The organism is Streptomyces sp. NBC_00223, from assembly GCF_036199905.1.
Lineage (GTDB): Bacteria > Actinomycetota > Actinomycetes > Streptomycetales > Streptomycetaceae > Actinacidiphila.
The window spans coordinates 673,025-692,358 of sequence record NZ_CP108109.1 but is presented as its reverse complement, the minus strand read 5'-3'; the positions used below and the strand labels follow the sequence as shown (position 1 = coordinate 692,358).

The window sequence follows — 19,334 nt, the reverse complement described above, 5'->3', positions numbered from 1 at the left end:
CCCCGCGCACGACACGCGCCCCCGTACCCCCGAAGCGCCCCCGCGCCCCCGCGCTCCCGCCCGCGCCGGCCCCACCCGCGCGCCCACGTCCGGCAGTTGACCGGCAATCGGAAAGCCGGGCGCAGCACCGTCAAGGGCCCTCCCACGCCCAGCGGCGCGCCCGGACCGCGCCGACCTGACCTCCTGAGGCGACGCCCCCGGCCGTCACAGGACCCCGGCGTTCCCGTACCGACCGGTCCGTATCCAGTGGCGAGGGCGGAGCCGTCCCGGTCCCTTACGGCCCGCCGCCCCGGCCCGCCGCCCCGTGCCGCCGCCCCGTGCCGCCGCCCCGGGCCGGCGGCACGGACAGGCCCGCGGCCTCGGGCGATCGCGGCGGCGAGTTGCCGGTCCCGGCGGCACGGCTCAGCATGAGAGGACAGGAGACCGCCCGCCGTTCTCCGGAGAGGTCTGGCACTCATGGGCCTGTACTTCGCGAATGAGATCGACGACCTGGTCGGTGACGCCCTGGCCGGTTTCGCCCGGGCCCACGCCGGGACCGTCGTCTGGGACGAGCAGAACGGATACATCCGGTGTCTGCACCCCTCGCCGTCCCGCCGTGTCGGACTGGTGTCCGGCGGTGGGTCGGGGCATGAACCCCTGCACATCGGCTATGTCGGGGCAGGCATGCTGGACGCCGCCTGCCCGGGTCGGATCTTCGCCTCGCCGCACAACCGGCAGATCTTCGCGGCCTCCCGCGCGGTGGCCCGGGAGGGCGGTGTGCTGCACCTGGTGAAGAACTACACCGGCGACAAGATCAACTTCGGGATCGCGGCGGAACGGCTGGCCCGCGAGGGCATCGCCTGCGCCCGGGTCCTGATCGACGACGACGTGGCCTCGGAGTCCGCCGAGGTCGCCACCGGCCGCCGCGGCACGGGAGCGACCGTCCTGGTGGAGAAGATCCTGGGCGCCGCGGCCGACACCGGCATGGGTCTGGCGGAGCTGGTGGCGCTGGGCACCGATCTGGTGAGCCGCTGCCGCAGTCTGGCCGTGGCGTCCGCCGCGCACACCGCTCCGGCGACCGGCCGGCCCGCGTTCGACCTGCTGGACGGCGACATCGAGTTCGGCGTCGGCATCCACGGGGAGCGCGCCCGCCGTACGGTCTCCACCCGGCCGCTGGGCGAACTGGTGGGGGAGATGGTGACCTCACTGGCCGGACCCCTCGGCCTCGGATTCGGCTCGCCGGCCGTGGTCCTGGTCAACGGACTGGGCGCCATCACCCGAATGGAGCTGTACGCCGTCCTCCAGGAGGTGACCCGCCGGCTCGACGAGCTCGGGGTGGTCACCGAACGGGCCCTGGTCGGCGACTACGTGACAGCCCTCGACATGCGCGGCTTCTCACTGACGCTGCTGGAGGCGGACGCGGCCACGCTCACGCTGCTCGACGCGCCCGCGCACACCGCTTCCTGGCCCGAGACACCCCGGTACGAGGGGAGGCGGACTCATGCTCATGCGATCCGGAGCTGAAATCACCGACGCCTGGATGCGCCGCTTCGCGGCCTCCGCGTCGGCGACCGAGGCGGAACTCAGCTCGCTCGACCAGCAGGTCGGCGACGGTGACTTCGGCGCGAACCTGGTGGCCGGACTGCAGGCGACCCTGCGGCTGCTCGGCGAGGAGGGCACGGACACGGCCAGCTCGACCGCGGCCGGTCCGCTGGAGGCCGCGGCCGCCGCCTTCCTGGACGAGGTCGGCGGGACCAGCGGTCCGCTGTTCGGCCTGCTCCTCCAGGAGATGGCGGTGGCCGTGGCCGACGCCGGCGGCGGTCTTGACGCCGGTTCGCTGGCCATCGGCGCGGACAACGGACTGTCGGCGATCCAGCGGGTCGGGGACGCGGCGGTCGGCGACAAGACGCTGGTCGACGCGCTGGTACCGGCCTGCGAGGCCCTGGCCTCCTTCCCCGCGGCCGCCGACCCGCACGAGGCCCTCTCCCACGCGGCGCGCGCCGCGTGGGAGGGGGTGGGGAACACCGCTCGGCTGACCGCCCGCCGGGGCCGGGCCAGCTATGTCGGCGACCGCGCCGCCGGGATTCCCGACCCCGGCGCGGTGGGCATCGGACTGCTCTTCTCCTCGGCGGAGGGGACCGTCACCCGATTGGCTCCCTTCCTGCGGGAGCCGGAGGGCGTCCCCGTGAAGCGGAACGCCTGACGGGCGACGGCCGCCGTCCGCGCGGCCCTAAGCCGACAGCGCGCGGGCCACACGCTCGCCGGCCCACTCGAAGATGTTCGGCTCGTCCAGCGAGCCGACCCACAGGTCGACGCTGGCCGCAATCTGCTCGCCGGGCCACGGGCCGACGCCCAGCACCCGCATGCCCGCCCTGACCGCGGCCTCCACGCCGCAGCCGGAGTCCTCCACCGCGAGGGTGTCGGCCGGTGCCGCGCCGCACAGGCGGGCGGCGGTCAGGTAGACGTCGGGGTGCGGCTTGGGGCGGTTGTCGTCGTCGGGCACCACGATGTGGTCGAAGTACGTCCGGAGCCCCGCGTTGTCCAGACAGGTCTCCACGACCTCCAGGGGGCAGTTGCTGGCGACCGCGAGGGGGGCGAACTTCGCGGCGTTCGTGACCAGTTCGGGGGCGCCCGGCATGGTCTGCGGGTCGTTGGCCACCAGCGTGCGGAAGTGCACGAGGAGACGGCCGGTGAGCTCGTCGACGAGCTCCGGGTGGCCGGACTCGTCGGCCATGAGCCGGCCGCACTCGGTGTAGTGCAGGCCCTTGCTCCGCTCCGCGAATTCCGCGGCGGCGCTGACGCCGAAATCCCGCAGGGTCAGATCGCGGGCGTCCTGCCAATGGCGTTCGGTGTCCATCAGGGTGCCGTCGCAGTCGAAGACGATGGCTGCGGGGGTCCAGGAAAGAATGCGGTGAGAGGTCATCGAGGGGATGTCCGTTCAGGAATGCCTGAAGGCGTCGGCGCCCTCCGCCGCAGCATTTGTGTGGCGAAATGACTGGCGTACCGGTGGATCAGGCAGGAGCGGGCTCTCGGTGGACGCAGCCCGAAAAAGAAGGCGTTCTGGGTGACCACCAAGAACATATCGATCGTTACGCGATGATCCGACACGAAGGGTGGTCAAGCAAGCACGTAAAGAAATGGCGCGTGTCGCCCGTACTCAAGAGCGCCGTACGCCGTGCATTTCGTGCCCTGGCGGATACGGAAGGCGCAGGTGAGGTGGTACGGGACGGACTCGACCCGGGCCGGAGGGGCGAACTCGGTGAAGCGGCGGGCCACCAGCCGGCCCGCCGTCGGCCGCATCAGCGCGCCGTCGCTGGCCTCCGCCGCGGCCTGCCGGGCGGCCTCCAGGAGCACCATCCCGGGCACGTGGTCGGTGGCGTGGTCGAAGAAGAACGGGTGGTGGGGGTCGGCGGGGTCCACGGCCAGCGCGCCCGCCGTACGCGCGATCAGCACGTCCCTCGGCTCGGCGACGGCCAGCTCCGCGGGGTCGGGACGGCCCTCGGCCGTGGGTGGCGGCTGGCGCGCCACCAGCAGCTCGGCGCGCACACCGGCGTAGTCACGGGCGCTCAGGAAGCGGGCACCGCCACCGGCGCGCGCGAATATCGCGCCCCCGGCCAGGTACTTGACGTCCAGCCGCAGCCCGGAGGCGGAGCCGTCGGGTCCGCGGTGGATCTCGCTCACCGTGACCCGGCAGGTGACCTCGGTGCAGCCCTGGCCGGCCCGTGGCTCCCGCCCGGCTATGAGACCGAAGTGCAGATCGCCGATGAGCAGATGGCTGGTCGGCGGGACGCCGAAGTATCTCAGCGGTAGGTAGATGCCCAACTGGCGCAGGGTCTCGACGAGCACCAGCGGGCTGTGCAGGTCCACCCCGTCGCGCGGGAAGGTCGGGTGCGAGCGCGGCCAGCTGGCCGCCGCCTCGAAACCCCCGTACCGGTCCGCCCGTACATCGGTCAGCAGAACCTCGGCGACCGATGCGCGATGCACCATCTCGCGGTCGACCGTACGGGACCAGCTCAGCGAATTGTCCTGCCCGGAAACTTCTTCGACCGAATGATTCATACCATAAGAAGAACTCACGCCCCGCCGATACGCACGCGCATTGCTTCTCAGATGTGTCGGGAAGGCAGTACATTGCCTGCCGTGAGCAACGACGGGTCATCCGGAGTGAACGTGCAGGTACGTGCGGAGACAACGCGAAGGTTTCTCCTGGAGGCCGCTGCGCAATTGTTCGACGAGCGCGGTTACGCCGGGACCAGCATCAGCGACATCAGCGCGCGGTCCGGCCGTACCAGCGGAGCCATCTATTTTCACTATGCGAGCAAGGAAAAACTGGCCCTGGCGGTGGTCGAAGGGCACTTCGAGACCTGGCCCGAGTTGATCGGCCGTATCAGGACCGCGGGCGGCTCCGCGCTGGAGAAAATGGTCGCGCTGAGCTTCCTGGTGGCGCGCTCCTTCCGCGACGACGTCGTCGTCCGCGCCGGGTCCCGGCTGTGGATGGAGCACAAGGCCATCGACGAGCCGCTGCCGACGCCCTTCATCGGCTGGATCGACACGGTCACCGAGCTGCTCGAAGAGGCGCACGAGCAGGGCGAACTGGCCGCCGGCGTGGAGCCGGAGACGGCCGCGTTCGGCGTCGTCTGCGCCTTCTTCGGCCTGCACACCGTCTCCGACGCCCTGGACGGCCGTGACCACATCGAGGAGCGGCTGTACGACCTGTGGCTGCTGCTGCTCGCCGCGCTCCAGTCGGACCCCGACCCCGCGGCCCTGCTGGAGCGGGTCCGGGCCGGCCACCTGTCGGGCGGCACCGACTGAACGGGCCTACGGTGGTGGGAGATGGTGATGCGCACCGCCCTCCGCCGGCGGGGGTCTGCCGACGGCCGACGGTGCGCGGGTGACCCCGGGCCCGCCCGGCGGTCCGCCGGGCGCGCTCGACGAGGACTCCCCGTCCCTCAGTCCGCGCGGATCACGGCGTTGAGGCGGTCGTAACGCCGCAGCCGCTGCGCCCGGTACGGCTCCCGGCTGGTGCCCAGCAGGCCCAACTCGTGCCGTACCGCCAGGCCCAGCCGCCGGCAGAACTCCTTGGGCTCCTGGGCGGCGTCGGGCCGCTCCGGGACGACCTTGTCCACGATGCCCGCGGCCAGCAGATCCGCCGCCCGTACGCCCTGCCGCCTGGCCATCTCGTCGGCGCGGTCGGTGGTGCGGTGCACGATCACCGAGGCGCCCTCCGGCGGCAGCGGCGACAGCCAGGCGTGCTGGGCCGCGATGACCCGGTTCGCGGGCAGCATCGCCAGCGCCGCGCCGCCGCAGCCCTGGCCGAGCAGAATGGTGAGCGAGGGCGCCTCCAGCGCCATCAGGTCGGCCAGGCAGCGGGCGATCTCCGCGGCCAGACCGCCCTCCTCGGCGGCGACGGACAGCGCGGCGCCCGGGGTGTCGATCACATTGACCAGCGGCAGCTGGAGCTGGCTGGCCAGCTGCATCCCGCGCCGGGCGACCCGCAGCGACCCCGGGCCGAGCGGCCGCCCCTCGCTCTGGCCGCGCCGGTCCTGGCCGAGTACGACGCAGGACGCGCCCTCGAACCGGGCCAGCGCCAGCAGCACCCCGGGGTCGGCCTCGCCCACACCCGTGCCGTTGAGCGGGATGACATCCATGGCGGCGAAGTCCAGGAACTCGCGCACACCGGGGCGTTCGGGCGCCCGGGTGCGCAGGATCGACTCCCAGGCGTCGACCGCCGCCGGCTGCTCGAAGACGGGCTCGGGCGAGGGGGTGGGCCGCCCCGCCGTCAGGACCGTGAGGGCGCGGTCCAGGACGTCGGGCAGCTTCTCCGGCGCCACCACGGAGTCCACCAGCCCGTGCGCGTACAGGTTCTCCGCGGTCTGGACCCCCTCGGGGAACGCCTCGCCGCTGAGGGCCTCGTAGACCCGCGGGCCCAGGAAGCCCAGCAGCGCGCCCGGTTCGGCGATGGTCAGATGCCCCAGCGACCCCCACGACGCCAGCACCCCGCCGGTGGTGGGGTGGCGCAGATAGACCAGGTACGGCAGACCGGCCGCCTTGTGCCGGATGACGGCGCCGCAGATCGTCACCATCTGCACGAAGGCCGGGGTGCCCTCCTGCATCCGGGTGCCGCCCGAGGCGGGGGCGGCGAGCAGCGGGATGCCCTCGCGGGTCGCGCGCTCGATCGCGACGGTCAGCCGGCCCGCGGCGGCGCGCCCGATCGAGCCCGCGAGGAAACGGAACTCGCAGGCCGCGATCGCGACCCGCCGGCCGCGGATCAGCCCCTCCCCGGTGATCACCGACTCGTCGGTGCCGGACCGCTCGGCCGCGGCGTCGAGCTGCCGGGCGTAGTCGGCGTCGACGCCTGTCCGGTCGGGCGGGGTGTCCCAGCTGCGGAACGAGCCGTCGTCGACGACGGTCTCCACCAGTTCGAACGCGCTGAGCCGCGGGCGGGATTCGGACATCACCATCTCCTGCTCGTTGGGTCTGACGGCCGCGTGGGCCGAGCCGGCCGGTACGGCCGTGCCTGCCGCGCACGGCCGTACCGGCTTCGGACAGTCTTTCGGTCTCGGACAGCCGTTTCGGTGTCGGACGGCTGTTCAGGAGGACGCCGGCTCGACGGCTTCCCCGCCGGAGACCGGCTCCTTGTCCGGATCGGCGTCCCCGGCGGACTCCTCGTCCGTGGACTCCTCCGTGCCGCCGTGGCCGAGATAGGACTCCAGCAGCGCCGAACGGTCGTTGAGCTCGGCCGACGTCCCCGACACCACCACCTTCCCGGACAGCAGCACCACGCCCTTGTCGCAGATGCTCAGGCCGATCGAGGCGTTCTGCTCGACCAGCAGGATCGGCATGTCCCGCTTGACCTGCGCGAGCGCCTGGTACACCGCCTTGACGACAATGGGCGCGAGACCCAGCGACGGCTCGTCGAGCATGAGCAGCCGCGGCGAGGACAGCAGCGCCCGGCCGATGGCCACCATCTGCTGCTCGCCGCCGGACAGCGCCCAGCCCAGCCGCTTGCGCAGCGGCCGCAGCGCGGGGAAGACGGAGTAGACGTCGTCCAGGCTGAACTTCGCCGGACGCCTGCCGCGCGCGGTCATGCCCACGAGCAGATTGTCGTTCACCGTCAGCGTGCCGAAGACATGACGGCCCTCGGGCACGTGGATCAGACCGCGTCTGGCCAGCTCCTCGGGGGCGACCTTGGAGACGTCCTCGCCGTCGAAGGTCACCGTCCCCGAACAGGGCACCAGCCGGGAGACCGCCCGCAGCGTGGAGGTCTTGCCGGCGCCGTTCGCGCCGAGCAGCGCCAGCGCCTCGCCCGCGCCCACACTGAGGTCGGCGCCCGCGACCGCCTCCGTCGTTCCGTACATGACCCGCAGGTCCTTGACCTCAAGCATCGATCGTCACCTGTCCCAAGTAGGCGTCGACGACCTTCGGGTTCGCCCAGACCTCCGCGGGGTCGCCCTCGGCGATCTGCCGGCCGAGTTCGAGCACCACCATCCGGTGGCAGAGCTCCTCCAGGAAGTCGATCTTGTGCTCCACCACCAGCAGCGCGGGGCCGTCCTGGTCCCGCCAGCGCGTCAGCAGCTCGACCAGTTCGCTGGTCTCGACGTCGTTCAGCCCGGCGGCGGGCTCGTCGAGCAGCAGCGTCCTGGGCTGCCCGGCGTAGGTCCTGGCGAACTCCAGCCTGCGCCGCTGCCCGTACGACAGCGCGCCGGCCAGTACCCCGGCCTCCTTCTCCAGCCGGACGAAGCGCAGGGCCTCGTAGGCCAGATCCCAGTGTTCGCGCTCCACCCGCATCATCGCCGGGCGGCGGAACCAGGTGGGCAGCAGCGATCTGACCCGCCAGTCCTGGAGCCCGATCAGCACGTTCTCCAGGCAGGTGAGTTCGTCGTGCACCTGCGGTGTCTGGAAGGTGCGCAGCACTCCGAGGCGGGACAGCTGTCCCGGGCGGCCGAGCCGTACCTCCGCGCCGTCCACCCGCAGTCCGCCGGTGGCCTTGACCAGGCCGGTCAGCGCGTTGATGAAGGTGGACTTGCCGGAGCCGTTGGGCCCGATCAGCCCGACGACCTCGTGGTCCTCGACTTTCAGCGACAGGCCGTCGACGGCGACGACACCGCCGAATCTGACCCCGATCTCCTTGGCCTCAAGCACGGGCCTTCCACCTCCGTTGGATCGTCTCGCGCAGTCCGGCGATGCCCTTGGGGAACGCCACGACGATGAGCAGCACCGCGAGGCTGTAGATGAAGTCCGAGTACTTCTGCATGGAGCGCAGGTATTCCGGCAGGTACGTCAGCACCGCCGCGCCGATGACCGCGCCGTAGATGGACCTCGATCCGCCGAGCAGCAGCATCAGCAGGACCAGCAGGGCGATGTCGACGTCGAAGGCCTCAAGGCCGACATAGCCGGAGTTGTGGGCGTAGAGCGAGCCGGCCGTGCCCATCATCCCGGAGCCGACGGTGAAGGCGGCCAGTTGCAGCAGCTTCGGCTTGAGGCCGACCACCGCGGCCACCGGGCCGTTGTCCCGGGCCAGTTGCAGATCGCGGTAGGCGGGGGAGCGCAGGAACCAGACGGTGAGCAGCAGGAAGAGCGACAGCAGACCGAGCATCAGGTAGTACCGGTCGGCCTGCGAGTTCAGGTCGAGGCCGAAGAAGCTCGGCACCGCGATGTCGGAGATCCCCGCGAAGCCGCCGGTGAAGGAGATCCACTCACGGAACAGGATGATCAGCAGACCGCCGCAGGCCATCGTCGCTATGGCGAAGAAGATCATCGAACAGCGGGCGAAGACGATCTTCATCACCGCGCCGAGCAGCGCGCAGACGACCGTGGCGGCGATCAGCCCCGACCAGAAGCCGCCCGCGTGGTTCGCCACCCAGATCGAGACGTAGGAGCCCGTCGCGTACACACCGTAGGTGGCGAAGGTGAAGGACCCGCCGAGCGAGAAGCACCAGAAGAAGCCCAGGGTCAGGATCGAGTAGATCATGACCGTGTTCATGATGCCGTCGCTGTACTCGTCACCGCCGTAGACGTACGGGGCGACCAGGCCGAGCACCACCACGACGGCGAGGGTGCGGAACTGGTGCTGCCGGAAGACCGGCGGCGCGAAGCGGAACGCCGAGGCGAGCTTTCCCTCCTCCAGGGGGAGGGGTCTTTGCGTGACGTCAGTACCGGACACCGGACATCATCCTCACCAGACCTTGGGGGCGGACCGCCAGCACGGCGACCAGAATCAGGAACGGGTAGGCGTCGGTCAGGTCCGGCGAGAGGTACCCGCCGAGCAGCGACTGCGCCACCGCGATGGCCAGGGCCGCGGCCGCGACGCCGCCGAGGCGCTCGCCGCCCAGGACCACCGCGGCGAAGGCGCTCAGCAGCAGTCCGAAGCCCAGGGTCGGCGTCACGGAGATGGTCGGGCCGATCAGCACCCCGGCCAGGCCGGCCAGCGCCGCGGACAGCCCGAAGATCACCGGTGACAGCCGCTTGACCCGGATGCCCTGGAGCAGGGCCGTCTCCCGGTCCGCCGCCAGCGCCCTGACCTGCCGGCCGAGCGAGGAGCGCTGGAACATCAGGAACAGGCCGGCACCGACCAGGACCGTCACCCCGACGGTGAGGAACGCCTGCGCGGGGATGGCCGCGCCGAACACCTTCACGGTGTCGTTGCCGAAGGGCGAGGGCAGATTGCGCGGGTCCGTGCCCTGCCACAGGACGATCGCCGAGCGGATCGCCAGGCCGAGGGCGAAGGTGGAGATGACGATGGTGAGCGGACTTCGATTGCGGATCGGCGCGTAGCCGACCCGTTCGAGCACCACGCCGGAGCCGAAGAGCAGCACCAGCATGACCACGAACATGGGCAGTTGACTGAGACCGTGCACGCCGACCAGCCAGAAGCCGACGTAGGCGCCGAGCGTCATGAGGTCGCCCTGGGCGAAGTTCACGACACCGGTGGCGTTCTGCAGCAGGACTATCCCGAGTGCGATGAGCGCGTAGATCGCGCCTTGGGCGATGCCGCTGGACAGGATCGAGACGAATCTATCCATCGAGCCGACCTCCCGATTCTTTGGTGAGTGATGCCGGATCAATCCGTGGGGTCGAAGCAGAGGGCCTCAGAAATCGGTGGGCAGCTTCTCTTCGAGCTTGGCCAGGGTGGGCTTGCCGCCCTCCCAGGACAGCACCGGTACGTTCTGGAACATGTTGTTCTTGTCGTCGGCCTTGAGCGTGCCGCAGGCGCCGTCGCGGGTGATCGTCCTCAGGGCGTCCGACACCTTCGCGCCGTCCGTCGAGCCGGCCTGCTCGATCGCGGCCTTGATCAGGTACATCGAGTCGTAGTTGTTCGGGGACAGATAGTCCGCGGGGGAACGGCCGTACGCCTTGGTGTAGGCGGCGACGAACTTCTCCGACTCCGGGGTGCGCAGGACGGCCGCGCCGCAGTTGGAGACATTGAGGGTGTTCTTGGTGGCCAGTTCGGCGGGCAGCAGTCCTGAGGCCACCGCGGAGCCCACGCTGAAGGTCATGACCGGCACCTTGACGTTGTTCTGCGCGGCCTGTTTGACGACGAGCGCGTCCGTCGTGGCGTAGCCCCACTCCCAGATCGCGTCGGCCTTGCGCGCGGCGAGCACGGGCTCGGTCAGATCGGTGACGTTCGGCGGGACCGCGCGCTCGGTGGTCCTGATGCCCTTGCTCCTGGCGTTGTCGATGACCTTCCGCGCGCCCTCGCTCGGCGCGGCGTCCTCGGTGTGCAGCATGAGGAACGACTTCACGCCCAGGGTGTCGATCAGATAGCTGTTGGCGGCCTCGGCGTACTGGGTGGTCGTCGGGCCCATCCGGAACGCCCGGTCGTACTTGAGGTTCTTGGCCGAGGTGAGCGATCCCAGGGTGTTGTGCAGGACCGGGATGCCGGCGCCCTTGATGCTGAGGATGGACGCCTTGAGGCCGGAGGTGACGCTGTATCCGACCAGGGCGACAGGCCGGTAGCGCAGCGCGAGGCTGGTCGCGCGGGCCGCGCCCTGCGGGGTGATGTCGGTGTCGAATTTCTTGTACTCGACGGTGCGGCCGTTGATGCCGCCCTCCGCGTTGATCTGCTTGATCGCCAGCTCGAAGGCGTCCGTCGATCCCTTGACGGCGTTGGGGCCGCTGAGGATGCCGAGGTACGCGATGCGGATCGGGCCGTTCGCGCCGGAGGAGCCGACCCCGCCACCAGGTGCGCAGGCGGCGGCGGACAGGCCCAGGGCGACGGCTGCGGCCAGCCATGCCGGAGAGTTCTTCATGAGGGCTCCTTCGCGGGACACCGATGGCCCGCTGCGTGAGACAGGTCCCCGTCGCGTCGGACGGAAGGCGGGGGAGCGCAGTACCCCATCACAGTTGCACGAGTTTCAAACTGATGACCCTGGAGGCTATGACACCGAGGTGACGAACTGGATCTGCGGCGCATTGTCGCTGATGTCCATCGCCGGGGTCATCGTGAGCGCCCCGGATTCGGTCGCCTGGCCGAGCCGGACCGCCGCGACCTGCGGATCGGTGTCTTCGCCGAGGTCGTAGACGGCGAGATACCGGTCCGTCCCCTCGTTCAGTCCCAGCCGGTATCTCCGGACCTCTCCGACGACCGACAACAGGGCGCTGACCTGCGGAATGTGCACGGTGTCATACCATTTGTGGAACGCGTCCCCGGCGCCCGGTGCCGGACTGGCCCAGGCGAGTAGCAGAGTGCGAGACATCAAGCCCTCCGAGATAGTTTGATATCTATCAACGGGTAGTTAAGGCTGGTCGGCGCGTCACGTCAAGGGTTTGTTCGAGGACAGGTTTCGGACAGTCGGCCGACAGGTGGTTTACCCGGCCGCCGTACGGTCCTGGCCGGCGGACCCGCCGCCCCCGCGACAGGCCCGCCGGCGCCGGCCGGGGCCGTCAGTCCAGGGATTCCACGAAGTCCCGGAGCTGCCGGATCGAGCGGCACTCCACCACCCGGTCGCACCAGGGGGCGTACCGGCCGATCACCGAGTCACCGCTGTCCCAGGACGCCCTGGGCTCGGGATTGAGCCAGTAGACGTGTCCGGCGACGGCCGCGACGGCGGCCAGCGCCTCCGCCCGCGGCTCGTGGTAGTTCGTCCGCGCGTCGCCCAGCACCAGCACCGTGCTGCGCCGGCTCAACTGCCCGGCCACCGTGTCGCGGAACGACTCGAAGGCGTGCCCGTAGTCCGATCTGCCGTCCAGCCAGACCCCGCCGGCCCGCGCGTTGATCTCGCGGGTCGCGGCCAGGATGTCCGGCGAACCGGCGAGCACGTCGGTCACCTCGTCCACGCCGTCGACGAACACGAAGGACCGCACGGCGGCGAACTCCGTGCGCAGCGCGTACGCCAGTTGCAGGGTGAAGGCCGCGAACGCCGCGACGGACCCGGAGATGTCCGCCAGGACGACCAGTTGGGGCTTGGCCGGGCGCCCGGGCCGGAAGACCGGTTCCGCGGCGGCCGTGCCCGTCGACATCGAGGCGCGGATGGTCCGCCGGAAGTCCAGCACCCCGCGTGAGCGCCGCCGCCGCTTGGTCTGGAGCCGCGAGGCCAGCTTGCGCGCCAGCGGCTGCACCACCACCCGCAGCGCGGCCGCGTCCCGCTGCGACGCCTGGAGGAACTGCACGTCCTCCGGCAGCGGTTCCCGCAGTGTCTTCGCGACCGCCTCGGCCCCCCGGTCGGCGACCAGGCGGCGCCGGATCTCGGACTCCACCTCGCCCTCGACCCGCCGCACACCCCGCTCGGCCCGCTCCCCGGCCAGCCGCCGGTCGAGGTCGCCCGTGACCCGCCGCGGCGAGGCGTCCGGCGGGCCGTCCGGTGGCGCGGCGGCCCCGGTCAGCGCGGCGGACAGGGCGTCGGGGTCGATCGCCCGCATCGTACGGAGCCGGTAGAGCGTCCCCGCGACCGGGCGGCCCGGCTCGAAACCGGCGTGCCGGTCCACGAACCGGCCCACGACCAGCCGGGTCAGGGCGGTGTCCCCGCGGTGCACCGCCCCGGCCAGCGTCGCCCGCAGCTCCCCGTCGTCGAGCGCGTCCAGCGCGCCGCCGGGGCCGGTGCCGGAACCGGTGCCGGAAGCGCCCGGGCCCTCCGCCCCGGGCTCCCCGTCCGTGCCGTCCGGCCGGGCGCGGCCCGCGAAGTACACCTCGAAGACCAGGTCGAAGGTCGCGTCGTGCGCGTGGTCCTTGACCAGCGTGGCCCGCAGCGCGGCGCGTACGGCGGCCCGGTCGATCAGGTCCACCTCCCGCAGCGCGCGGGCCGCGTCGAGGTGTTCCGACATCGCCACCGGGACGCCCGTCGCCCGCAGTTCACGGACCAGTCCGTCGAGCACGCTCAGCATCCTCCGCCCCGCTTCCCCTGGTCAGCCGCGGAGACCCGACGTACTCTCGCGCCGTGTCTGCCACGAGCGTGCTTCTTGTCCACGGACTGGGTTCGACCTTCGAGAACAACTGGGTGCGGCCGGGCTGGGTCGACGTCCTGGAGGCGGAGGGCCTGGCCCCGCGCCCGGTCCGGCTGCCCGGCCACGGCGGCGCACCGCTGGAGACCCCCGGCGCCGCGTCCCCCGCCGGCGCCGCCGCGGCCGCCGTGCTCGCCGCGGCGGACGACGCGGCGGGTGACGCGGCCGGTGACGCGGCGGACGACGCGGCGGGCGGCAAGCCGGACGGCGTCGCCGCCGCCGGCTTCTCCGCCGGGGCGGTCGCGCTGCTGGCCGCGGCCGCCGCCGCGCCCGACCACTTCTCGCGGATCGCGCTGCTCGGGATCGGCGACCATGTGCTGGCCCCCGCACCGGAGTCGGTCCGGCCGCTGGTCGCGGCCCTGCGCGGTCCGGCCGAGCCCGAGGCCGTACGGGAGCGCACGTTCTGGCGGCTGGTCGAGCGCAGCGGCAACGACCGGCTGCGGGTGGCCGACTTCCTGGAGTCCGCCGCGCTGGGCGTCGACCCCGCGCTGCTCGGCGGCGTCCGCTGCCCGGTGCTCGTGGTGGTCGGCGACCGCGACGAGGCGATGCCCGCCGACCGGCTGGTCGCCGCGCTGCCCGACGCGCGGCTGCGGGTGCTGCCCGGGGTCGACCACTTCGCGACCGTGTCGGCGCTCGCGGCCTTCGACGTGGTGGCGCACTTCCTCGCCGCCTAGCCGGGCCGGCGGGCGAGTTCGCCGGTGACGAGCTCGATGTCGGCCTGGTTCTTGAGCAGGACGTTCAGCCCGTCGAGGACCGCGCCGCCGTCGACGTCCCGTACCCCGAGGTGCGCCAGCGCCCGGGCCCAGTCGAGGGTTTCCGAGACGGACGGCTTCTTGCGCAGCTCAAGACCGCGCAGCGAGGCCATGACGTCGGCGATCTGCCGCGCGACGGTCTCCGGCAGGTCCGGTACGTGGGCCCGGACGATCTCGCGTTCGCGTTCTGCGCTCGGGTACCCCAGGTGCAGATACAGACAGCGGCGCTTGAGCGCCTCGGACAGCTCGCGGCTGTTGTTCGAGGTCAGAAAGGTCCGCGGGTGGGTACGGGCGTGCACCGTGCCGAGTTCCGGGATGGAGATCTGGTACTCCGAGAGGACTTCGAGCAGCAGCGCCTCGGTCTCGGTGTCGAGCCGGTCGACCTCGTCGATGAGCAGCACCACCCGCTCCTCGCTGCGGATCGCGGCGAGCAGGGGGCGTTCGAGCAGATAGCGGGCGCCGAAGATGTCGTCCTCCAGGCTGTCCCAGTCGGCGCCGCCCCCGGCCTGGATCCGCAGCAGCTGCTTGCGGTAGTCCCATTCGTACAGCGCCTTGGACTCGTCCAGGCCCTCGTAGCACTGGAGCCGGATCAGCCGCGCGCCGTCGGCCTCGGCGACGGCCTTCGCCAGCGCGGTCTTGCCGGTGCCGGCCGGTCCCTCGACCAGGACCGGTTTGTCGAGCCGGTCGGCGAGGCTCACGGTGCTGAGTGTCTGGGCGTTCGGCAGATATCCGGTACGCCGCAGTGCCTCGTCGAGCGATGTCGGTGCCGCCGACCCGGTGGGCTCACCCATGGAGCATCCCTTCGATCGATACTTTGCCTTTCCTCAAACTATTTTGGCCCACGACCCGGGTCAAGCGGCCCGGGAGCAGGGTTGACAGCGCAATTCCGCCGAGATACTTTCATGACCATCGAATGACCTTGCGGAGAGTCGCACGTCGTCCGACTCTCCGCAAGGCGCTCGAAACGTACGGGATGTACGAAAGGTAGGGGTTCCATGCCGAAGATCGTCGCGCTCGTGAAGCACACGCCGGACCTGGCGAGTGACCGCAGTTACGCCGACGACCTGACCGTCGACCGCGAAGGGGTGGACTGCCACCTCTCCGAACTCGACGAGTACACCGCCGAACAGGCCATCGCCCTGTCAGAGAAGGTGCCGGGCACCGAGATCACCTATCTGACCATCGGACCCGAGGACGCCGACGCCACCTTGCGCAAGGCGCTCGCCATGGGCGGCGACCGAGGGGTGCACGTCCTGGACGACGCCCTGCACGGCTCCGACGCCTCCGCGACCGCCCGCACCCTCGTCGCCGCCCTCGGTCGGCTCGACTACGACCTGGTGATGTGCGGGATGTCCTCCACGGACGGCGCCATGGGCGTGCTGCCCGCGATGCTCGCAGAACACCTCGGACTGCCCCAGGTGACCTACGCGGTGAGCCTGACCTGCGACGGGACCACCGTCGAGGCCGTGCGCGAGAGCGACGAGGGCACCGAGGAACTGGTCTGCGAACTGCCCGCCGTGGTCAGCGTCACCGACCGCACCGGCGAGGCACGCTACCCGTCGTTCAAGGGGATCATGGCCGCCAAGAAGAAGCCGGTCGAGACCTGGACCCTCGCTGACCTCGGCCTCGGCGCCGACTCGGTCGGCGCCGCCGGTTCCCGCACGGCCGTACGGGAGGCCGTCAGGCGGCCCCCTCGGCAGGCCGGCGAGCAGGTCAAGGACGACGGCGAAGGCGGCGCCGTGCTCGCCGACTACCTCGCCCGCAACAAGTTCATCTGAGGAGCCCCGATGTCCGCCGTACTGGTTCTGACCGACGCGCGCTCCGCGCACCTCACCAAGTCGGCCGCCGAACTCGTCACGCTCGCCCGCCGGCTGGGCGACCCCTGGGTCGTCTCCTTCGGCCCGCTCGACCCGCAGGAGTACGGCCGCTTCGGCGCGACGCGCGTCACCGTCGTCGACGACCCCGCGGTGGCCGAGCACCCGGTGCTGCCCGTGGTCGACACCGTGGCCGCGCTGCTGGCCGAACTGCCCGAGCCGCCCGCCGCGATCCTCACCCCGAGCTCGTCCGACATGCGCGAGGTCGCGGCCCGGCTCGCGGTCCGCACCGGCTCCGGGGTGATCACCGACGCCGTCGACGTCCGCCCCGACGGGCAGGGCGCGGTCGTCGCCACCCAGTCGGTGTTCGCGGCCTCGTTCATCGTGACGAGCGACGTCACCGTCGGCATCCCGGTCATCACGGTCAAGGCCAACGCCGTCACCCCCGAGGAGGCGCCGGCCGCCGTCGAGGCCGACCACCGGCCCGCCGTCGTCACCGACCTGGCCCGTGCGGTCCGCGTCACCCGCCGCACCGCGCGCGAGTCCTCCGGCCGGCCCGAGCTGACCGGCGCCTCGATCGTCGTCAGCGGCGGCCGGGGCCTGGGCGGCAGCGAGGCATTCGCCCTGGTCGAGCGGCTGGCCGACCAGCTCGGCGGCGCCGTCGGCGCCTCCCGGGCCGCGGTCGACGCGGGCTGGTACGCGCACAGTTACCAGGTCGGGCAGACCGGCAAGACCGTCTCGCCGGAGCTGTATCTGGCCGTCGGCATCTCCGGCGCGATCCAGCACCGCGCGGGCATGCAGACCTCCAAGACGATCGTCGCGGTCAACAAGGACCCCGACGCGCCCATCTTCGACCTCGCCGACTTCGGAATCGTCGGCGATCTGCACGAGGTCGTACCCGCTCTGTCCGAAGACATCGAGCGCCGTCGCGCTTGACCGATCCGTTCCCGGAGACTCCCCATGGACGTGGACCTCACGGCCGACCAACGGCTGTTCCACTCGACCACCCGCGACTACCTGGAGAAATCCGCACCGCTCAGCCGGGTGCGTGAACTGGCGGACCGGGCGCTCGGATTCGAACGCGACTGGTGGCGGCGGGGCGCCGAACTCGGCTGGACGGCGATGCTCGTGCCCGAGAGCCTGGGCGGCGGCAGCGTCTCCGGATCGCCGGTGGTCGACCTGGCCATCGTCGCCGAGGAGATGGGACGGGCCTGCGCGCCCGGCCCGCTGACCACCACCAGCGCCGTACTGACCGGCCTGGTCCGGGCCGGTGAACCCTTCGCGGACCCGATCGCCGGCATCGTGGCAGGTGAGAGCATCGCCGCCTGGGCGGTGTACGAGCCCGGCCACGGCTGGGACCCCGCGCCGCCCGGCACCCGGGCCGAGCCGGACGGCGACGGCTACCTGCTGACCGGGGTCAAGGACCGGGTCGAGTCCGGTGACCAGGCCGACCTCTTCCTGGTGACGGCCGCCGCGCCGGACGGACCGGTCCAGCTGCTGGTGCCGGCCGACGCGCCCGGGGTGACCGTGACCCCGGTCTGGACCCTCGACCTGGTCCGCCGTACCGCGCAGGTCTCCTTCGAGGGGGTACGGGTCGGCGCCGACGCGGTCGTCCAGCGCGGCGCGGCTGCGGCCGAGGCCGTCGAGGCACAGCTGCGCGTCGCGGCCACGCTCGCCACCGCGGAGATGACCGGCGCCGTGGCGCGGAGCTTCGACGTCACCGTGCAGTGGATGTTCGACCGCTACAGCTTCGGCCGCCCGCTCGCCTCGTACCAGGCGCTCAAGCACCGGATGGCCGACAACAAGACCTGGCTGGAGGCCTGCCACGCCACGACCTCGGGCGCGGCGCACGCGATCGACGAGGCCCCCGAGCGGGCCGCCGAGGCGGTCAGCGTCGCGAAGTCGTACGTCGGCGCCAAGGCCCCGGTGATCGTCCAGGACTGTGTGCAGCTGCACGGCGGCATCGGCGTGACCTGGGAACACGACCTGCATCTGTATCTGCGGCGGGTGACCCTCGACCGGGCCCTGTACGGGACCCCCGAGGATCACCGGCGCCGCGTCACCGACCTGTTGGAGAGGAGCGCCGCATGAGCGCCGGCCCCCTGGACGTCGAGTCCGTCGAGAGCTTCCGGGACCGCGCCCGCCGATGGCTCAAGGCCAGTCTCCCCCCGGCGCCCCCGGCCCACGCCGGGGGTGACGACGACGCGCGGTGGGCGCGCGCCCGCGTCCTCCAGAAGCAGATCCACGAAGGCGGTTTCGCCGGCATCTGCTTCCCTCGCGAGTACGGCGGCCTCGGCCTGACCCCGGCCCATCAGCGGGCCTTCACCGAGGAGTCGCTCGGGTACGAGATGCCGCTGCTGCTGAACGTGCCCACGTTCTCGATCTGCGCCCCGACGATCCTCGACATGGGGACCGAGGAGCAGAAGCTGCGGCACCTGCCGGCCGTGATCCGCGGCGACGAGGTGCTGGTCCAGTTCCTCTCCGAGCCCAAGGGCGGCTCCGACCTGGCCGGACTGATCACCAGGGCGGACCGCGACGGCGACGAGTGGGTGGTCAACGGCTCGAAGATCTGGAGCTCGGGCGCCTACGCGGCCGACTACGCGCTCTGCCTGGCCAGGACCGACTGGGACGCGCCCAAGCACCGCGGGCTGACGATGTTCCTGATGCCCGTGCACGCGCCGGGCGTCACGATCAACCGGATCAAGCAGGTCAACGGTTCGACCGAGTTCTGCCAGGAGTTCTTCGACGACGTGGTGCTGCCCGCCGACGCGGTGGTCGGCGAGGTCAACGGCGGCTGGGCGACGGCCTCGCGCCAGCTCTTCCACGAGCGCAACGCGGTCGGCGGCGGTTCGCCGTACACCAGCGGCGCCGGGCCGCGGCTCGGCGGCACCCCGCCGGACCTCCTGGAACTGGCCCGCGCGACCGGCCAGTTGGAGGACCCCCGGGTGCGCGAGCAGATCGGCGAGGTCCGGGCGATGAAGCTGGTGCAGGAGCAGCTGATCGCGCGGGTCACCCGGGCGATCGGCACGGGCGCGATGGAGGCCCCGGCCGGCTCGGTGATCCGGCTCTTCCACGCCGAGAGCGACTGGCTGGAGGCCGATGTCAGCGTCGCGATCGCCGGCGCCACCGGCGTCACCGGGGAGCCGGACGGCGAACAGGGCCTGGGCCTGTTCGGGGTGAACTACCTCTTCCGCCAGGGCGCGAGCCTCGGCGGCGGCAGTACGGAGATGTCCCGCAACATCATCAGCGAGCGCGTGCTGAAGATGCCGCGCGAGTTCGCCGCGGATCGCGACATGCCGTTCAAAAATGTCAAACAGGGACATTGACGCTGAGAGAGCAGATGTGTCGGAAG

Annotated in this window: 19 protein-coding genes; 8 read left to right on the top strand and 11 right to left on the bottom strand. The window is 71.6% G+C overall.

Annotated features, from left to right (window positions below; genetic code table 11):
- Positions 1-456: 456 nt before the first annotated feature.
- Positions 457-1,503: a dihydroxyacetone kinase subunit DhaK gene (locus OHA30_RS02990; protein ID WP_328912214.1), complete on the top strand. Its 1,047-nt coding sequence runs from the start codon at positions 457-459 to the stop codon at positions 1,501-1,503.
- On the top strand, positions 1,487-2,182 hold the full coding sequence (gene dhaL / locus OHA30_RS02985; RefSeq protein ID WP_405786163.1) for a dihydroxyacetone kinase subunit DhaL: 696 nt from the start codon (positions 1,487-1,489) through the stop codon (positions 2,180-2,182). The genes OHA30_RS02990 and dhaL overlap by 17 nt, the downstream gene beginning before the upstream one ends.
- A 27-nt stretch (positions 2,183-2,209) precedes the next feature.
- Here dhaL and OHA30_RS02980 read toward each other — a convergent pair whose 3' ends face one another.
- Both OHA30_RS02980 and OHA30_RS02975 read right to left on the bottom strand, forming a co-directional pair.
- Positions 2,210-2,902, bottom strand: a complete 693-nt coding sequence (locus OHA30_RS02980) for an HAD family hydrolase (protein ID WP_328912212.1) — start codon at positions 2,900-2,902, stop codon at positions 2,210-2,212.
- Positions 2,903-3,096: 194 nt separating this feature from the next.
- Complete coding sequence (locus OHA30_RS02975) at positions 3,097-4,038, bottom strand: ScbA/BarX family gamma-butyrolactone biosynthesis protein (protein WP_328912211.1); 942 nt, start codon at positions 4,036-4,038, stop codon at positions 3,097-3,099.
- Between the two features lie 111 nt (positions 4,039-4,149).
- On the opposite strand from OHA30_RS02975, the gene OHA30_RS02970 reads away from it, so the two are divergent.
- Positions 4,150-4,791 carry a ScbR family autoregulator-binding transcription factor gene (locus OHA30_RS02970; protein ID WP_328917702.1) on the top strand — a complete coding sequence of 214 codons (642 nt, stop codon included), beginning with the start codon at positions 4,150-4,152 and terminating at the stop codon, positions 4,789-4,791.
- 137 nt (positions 4,792-4,928) lie between these two features.
- Here OHA30_RS02970 and OHA30_RS02965 read toward each other — a convergent pair whose 3' ends face one another.
- The 8 genes from OHA30_RS02965 to OHA30_RS02930 all read right to left on the bottom strand — a co-directional run bounded on the left by OHA30_RS02965 (position 4,929) and on the right by OHA30_RS02930 (position 13,290).
- Positions 4,929-6,434, bottom strand: a complete 1,506-nt coding sequence (locus OHA30_RS02965; RefSeq protein WP_328912210.1) for a carboxyl transferase domain-containing protein — start codon at positions 6,432-6,434, stop codon at positions 4,929-4,931.
- Between the two features lie 135 nt (positions 6,435-6,569).
- A complete protein-coding gene (locus OHA30_RS02960) occupies positions 6,570-7,364 on the bottom strand; it encodes an ABC transporter ATP-binding protein (protein WP_328912209.1) in 795 nt (264 codons plus the stop codon).
- Positions 7,357-8,121 (bottom strand): ABC transporter ATP-binding protein, encoded by a 765-nt coding sequence (locus OHA30_RS02955; protein WP_328912208.1) that lies wholly within the window; start codon positions 8,119-8,121, stop codon positions 7,357-7,359. Before OHA30_RS02955 ends, OHA30_RS02960 begins: the two co-directional genes overlap by 8 nt.
- A complete protein-coding gene (locus OHA30_RS02950) occupies positions 8,114-9,142 on the bottom strand; it encodes a branched-chain amino acid ABC transporter permease (protein WP_328912207.1) in 1,029 nt (342 codons plus the stop codon). Before OHA30_RS02950 ends, OHA30_RS02955 begins: the two co-directional genes overlap by 8 nt.
- Complete coding sequence (locus OHA30_RS02945; protein WP_328912206.1) at positions 9,129-10,001, bottom strand: branched-chain amino acid ABC transporter permease; 873 nt, start codon at positions 9,999-10,001, stop codon at positions 9,129-9,131. The genes OHA30_RS02950 and OHA30_RS02945 overlap by 14 nt, the downstream gene beginning before the upstream one ends.
- A gap of 66 nt (positions 10,002-10,067) precedes the next feature.
- A complete protein-coding gene (locus OHA30_RS02940) occupies positions 10,068-11,228 on the bottom strand; it encodes an ABC transporter substrate-binding protein (protein ID WP_328912205.1) in 1,161 nt (386 codons plus the stop codon).
- 126 nt (positions 11,229-11,354) lie between these two features.
- Positions 11,355-11,597: a hypothetical protein gene (locus OHA30_RS02935; RefSeq protein ID WP_328912204.1), complete on the bottom strand. Its 243-nt coding sequence runs from the start codon at positions 11,595-11,597 to the stop codon at positions 11,355-11,357.
- 265 nt (positions 11,598-11,862) lie between these two features.
- Positions 11,863-13,290, bottom strand: coding sequence for a VWA domain-containing protein (locus OHA30_RS02930; protein ID WP_328912203.1), 1,428 nt, complete (start codon positions 13,288-13,290; stop codon positions 11,863-11,865).
- A gap of 62 nt (positions 13,291-13,352) precedes the next feature.
- Here OHA30_RS02930 and OHA30_RS02925 point away from each other — a divergent pair, with 62 nt between their 5' ends.
- Positions 13,353-14,090 (top strand): alpha/beta fold hydrolase, encoded by a 738-nt coding sequence (locus OHA30_RS02925; RefSeq protein WP_328912202.1) that lies wholly within the window; start codon positions 13,353-13,355, stop codon positions 14,088-14,090.
- Here OHA30_RS02925 and OHA30_RS02920 read toward each other — a convergent pair.
- Positions 14,087-14,959, bottom strand: a complete 873-nt coding sequence (locus tag OHA30_RS02920; RefSeq protein ID WP_328912201.1) for an AAA family ATPase — start codon at positions 14,957-14,959, stop codon at positions 14,087-14,089. The genes OHA30_RS02925 and OHA30_RS02920 overlap by 4 nt on opposite strands.
- A 204-nt stretch (positions 14,960-15,163) precedes the next feature.
- On the opposite strand from OHA30_RS02920, the gene OHA30_RS02915 reads away from it, so the two are divergent.
- Genes OHA30_RS02915 through OHA30_RS02900 form a run of 4 tightly spaced genes read left to right on the top strand, consistent with a single transcriptional unit; the run spans position 15,164 to position 19,308 of the window.
- Entirely contained in the window at positions 15,164-15,946 is a 783-nt protein-coding gene (locus OHA30_RS02915; RefSeq protein WP_328912200.1) for an electron transfer flavoprotein subunit beta/FixA family protein, read from the top strand.
- A gap of 9 nt (positions 15,947-15,955) precedes the next feature.
- A complete protein-coding gene (locus tag OHA30_RS02910; protein ID WP_328912199.1) occupies positions 15,956-16,918 on the top strand; it encodes an electron transfer flavoprotein subunit alpha/FixB family protein in 963 nt (320 codons plus the stop codon).
- A gap of 24 nt (positions 16,919-16,942) precedes the next feature.
- On the top strand, positions 16,943-18,073 hold the full coding sequence (locus OHA30_RS02905; RefSeq protein ID WP_328912198.1) for an acyl-CoA dehydrogenase family protein: 1,131 nt from the start codon (positions 16,943-16,945) through the stop codon (positions 18,071-18,073).
- Entirely contained in the window at positions 18,070-19,308 is a 1,239-nt protein-coding gene (locus OHA30_RS02900) for an acyl-CoA dehydrogenase family protein (protein ID WP_328912197.1), read from the top strand. Before OHA30_RS02905 ends, OHA30_RS02900 begins: the two co-directional genes overlap by 4 nt.
- Positions 19,309-19,334 lie beyond the last annotated feature (26 nt).

Bases quoted from the DNA above. Each gene is read 5' to 3' on its own strand.
- OHA30_RS02990 (WP_328912214.1), top strand. From the start codon at position 457: ATGGGCCTGTACTTCGCGAATGAGATCGACGACCTGGTCGGTGACGCC.
- dhaL (WP_405786163.1), top strand. From the start codon at position 1,487: ATGCGATCCGGAGCTGAAATCACCGACGCCTGGATGCGCCGCTTCGCG.
- OHA30_RS02980 (WP_328912212.1), bottom strand. From the start codon at position 2,902: ATGACCTCTCACCGCATTCTTTCCTGGACCCCCGCAGCCATCGTCTTC.
- OHA30_RS02975 (WP_328912211.1), bottom strand. From the start codon at position 4,038: ATGAATCATTCGGTCGAAGAAGTTTCCGGGCAGGACAATTCGCTGAGC.
- OHA30_RS02965 (WP_328912210.1), bottom strand. From the start codon at position 6,434: ATGTCCGAATCCCGCCCGCGGCTCAGCGCGTTCGAACTGGTGGAGACC.
- OHA30_RS02960 (WP_328912209.1), bottom strand. From the start codon at position 7,364: ATGCTTGAGGTCAAGGACCTGCGGGTCATGTACGGAACGACGGAGGCG.
- OHA30_RS02945 (WP_328912206.1), bottom strand. From the start codon at position 10,001: ATGGATAGATTCGTCTCGATCCTGTCCAGCGGCATCGCCCAAGGCGCG.
- OHA30_RS02940 (WP_328912205.1), bottom strand. From the start codon at position 11,228: ATGAAGAACTCTCCGGCATGGCTGGCCGCAGCCGTCGCCCTGGGCCTG.
- OHA30_RS02920 (WP_328912201.1), bottom strand. From the start codon at position 14,959: ATGGGTGAGCCCACCGGGTCGGCGGCACCGACATCGCTCGACGAGGCA.
- OHA30_RS02915 (WP_328912200.1), top strand. From the start codon at position 15,164: ATGCCGAAGATCGTCGCGCTCGTGAAGCACACGCCGGACCTGGCGAGT.
- OHA30_RS02910 (WP_328912199.1), top strand. From the start codon at position 15,956: ATGTCCGCCGTACTGGTTCTGACCGACGCGCGCTCCGCGCACCTCACC.
- OHA30_RS02905 (WP_328912198.1), top strand. From the start codon at position 16,943: ATGGACGTGGACCTCACGGCCGACCAACGGCTGTTCCACTCGACCACC.
- OHA30_RS02900 (WP_328912197.1), top strand. From the start codon at position 18,070: ATGAGCGCCGGCCCCCTGGACGTCGAGTCCGTCGAGAGCTTCCGGGAC.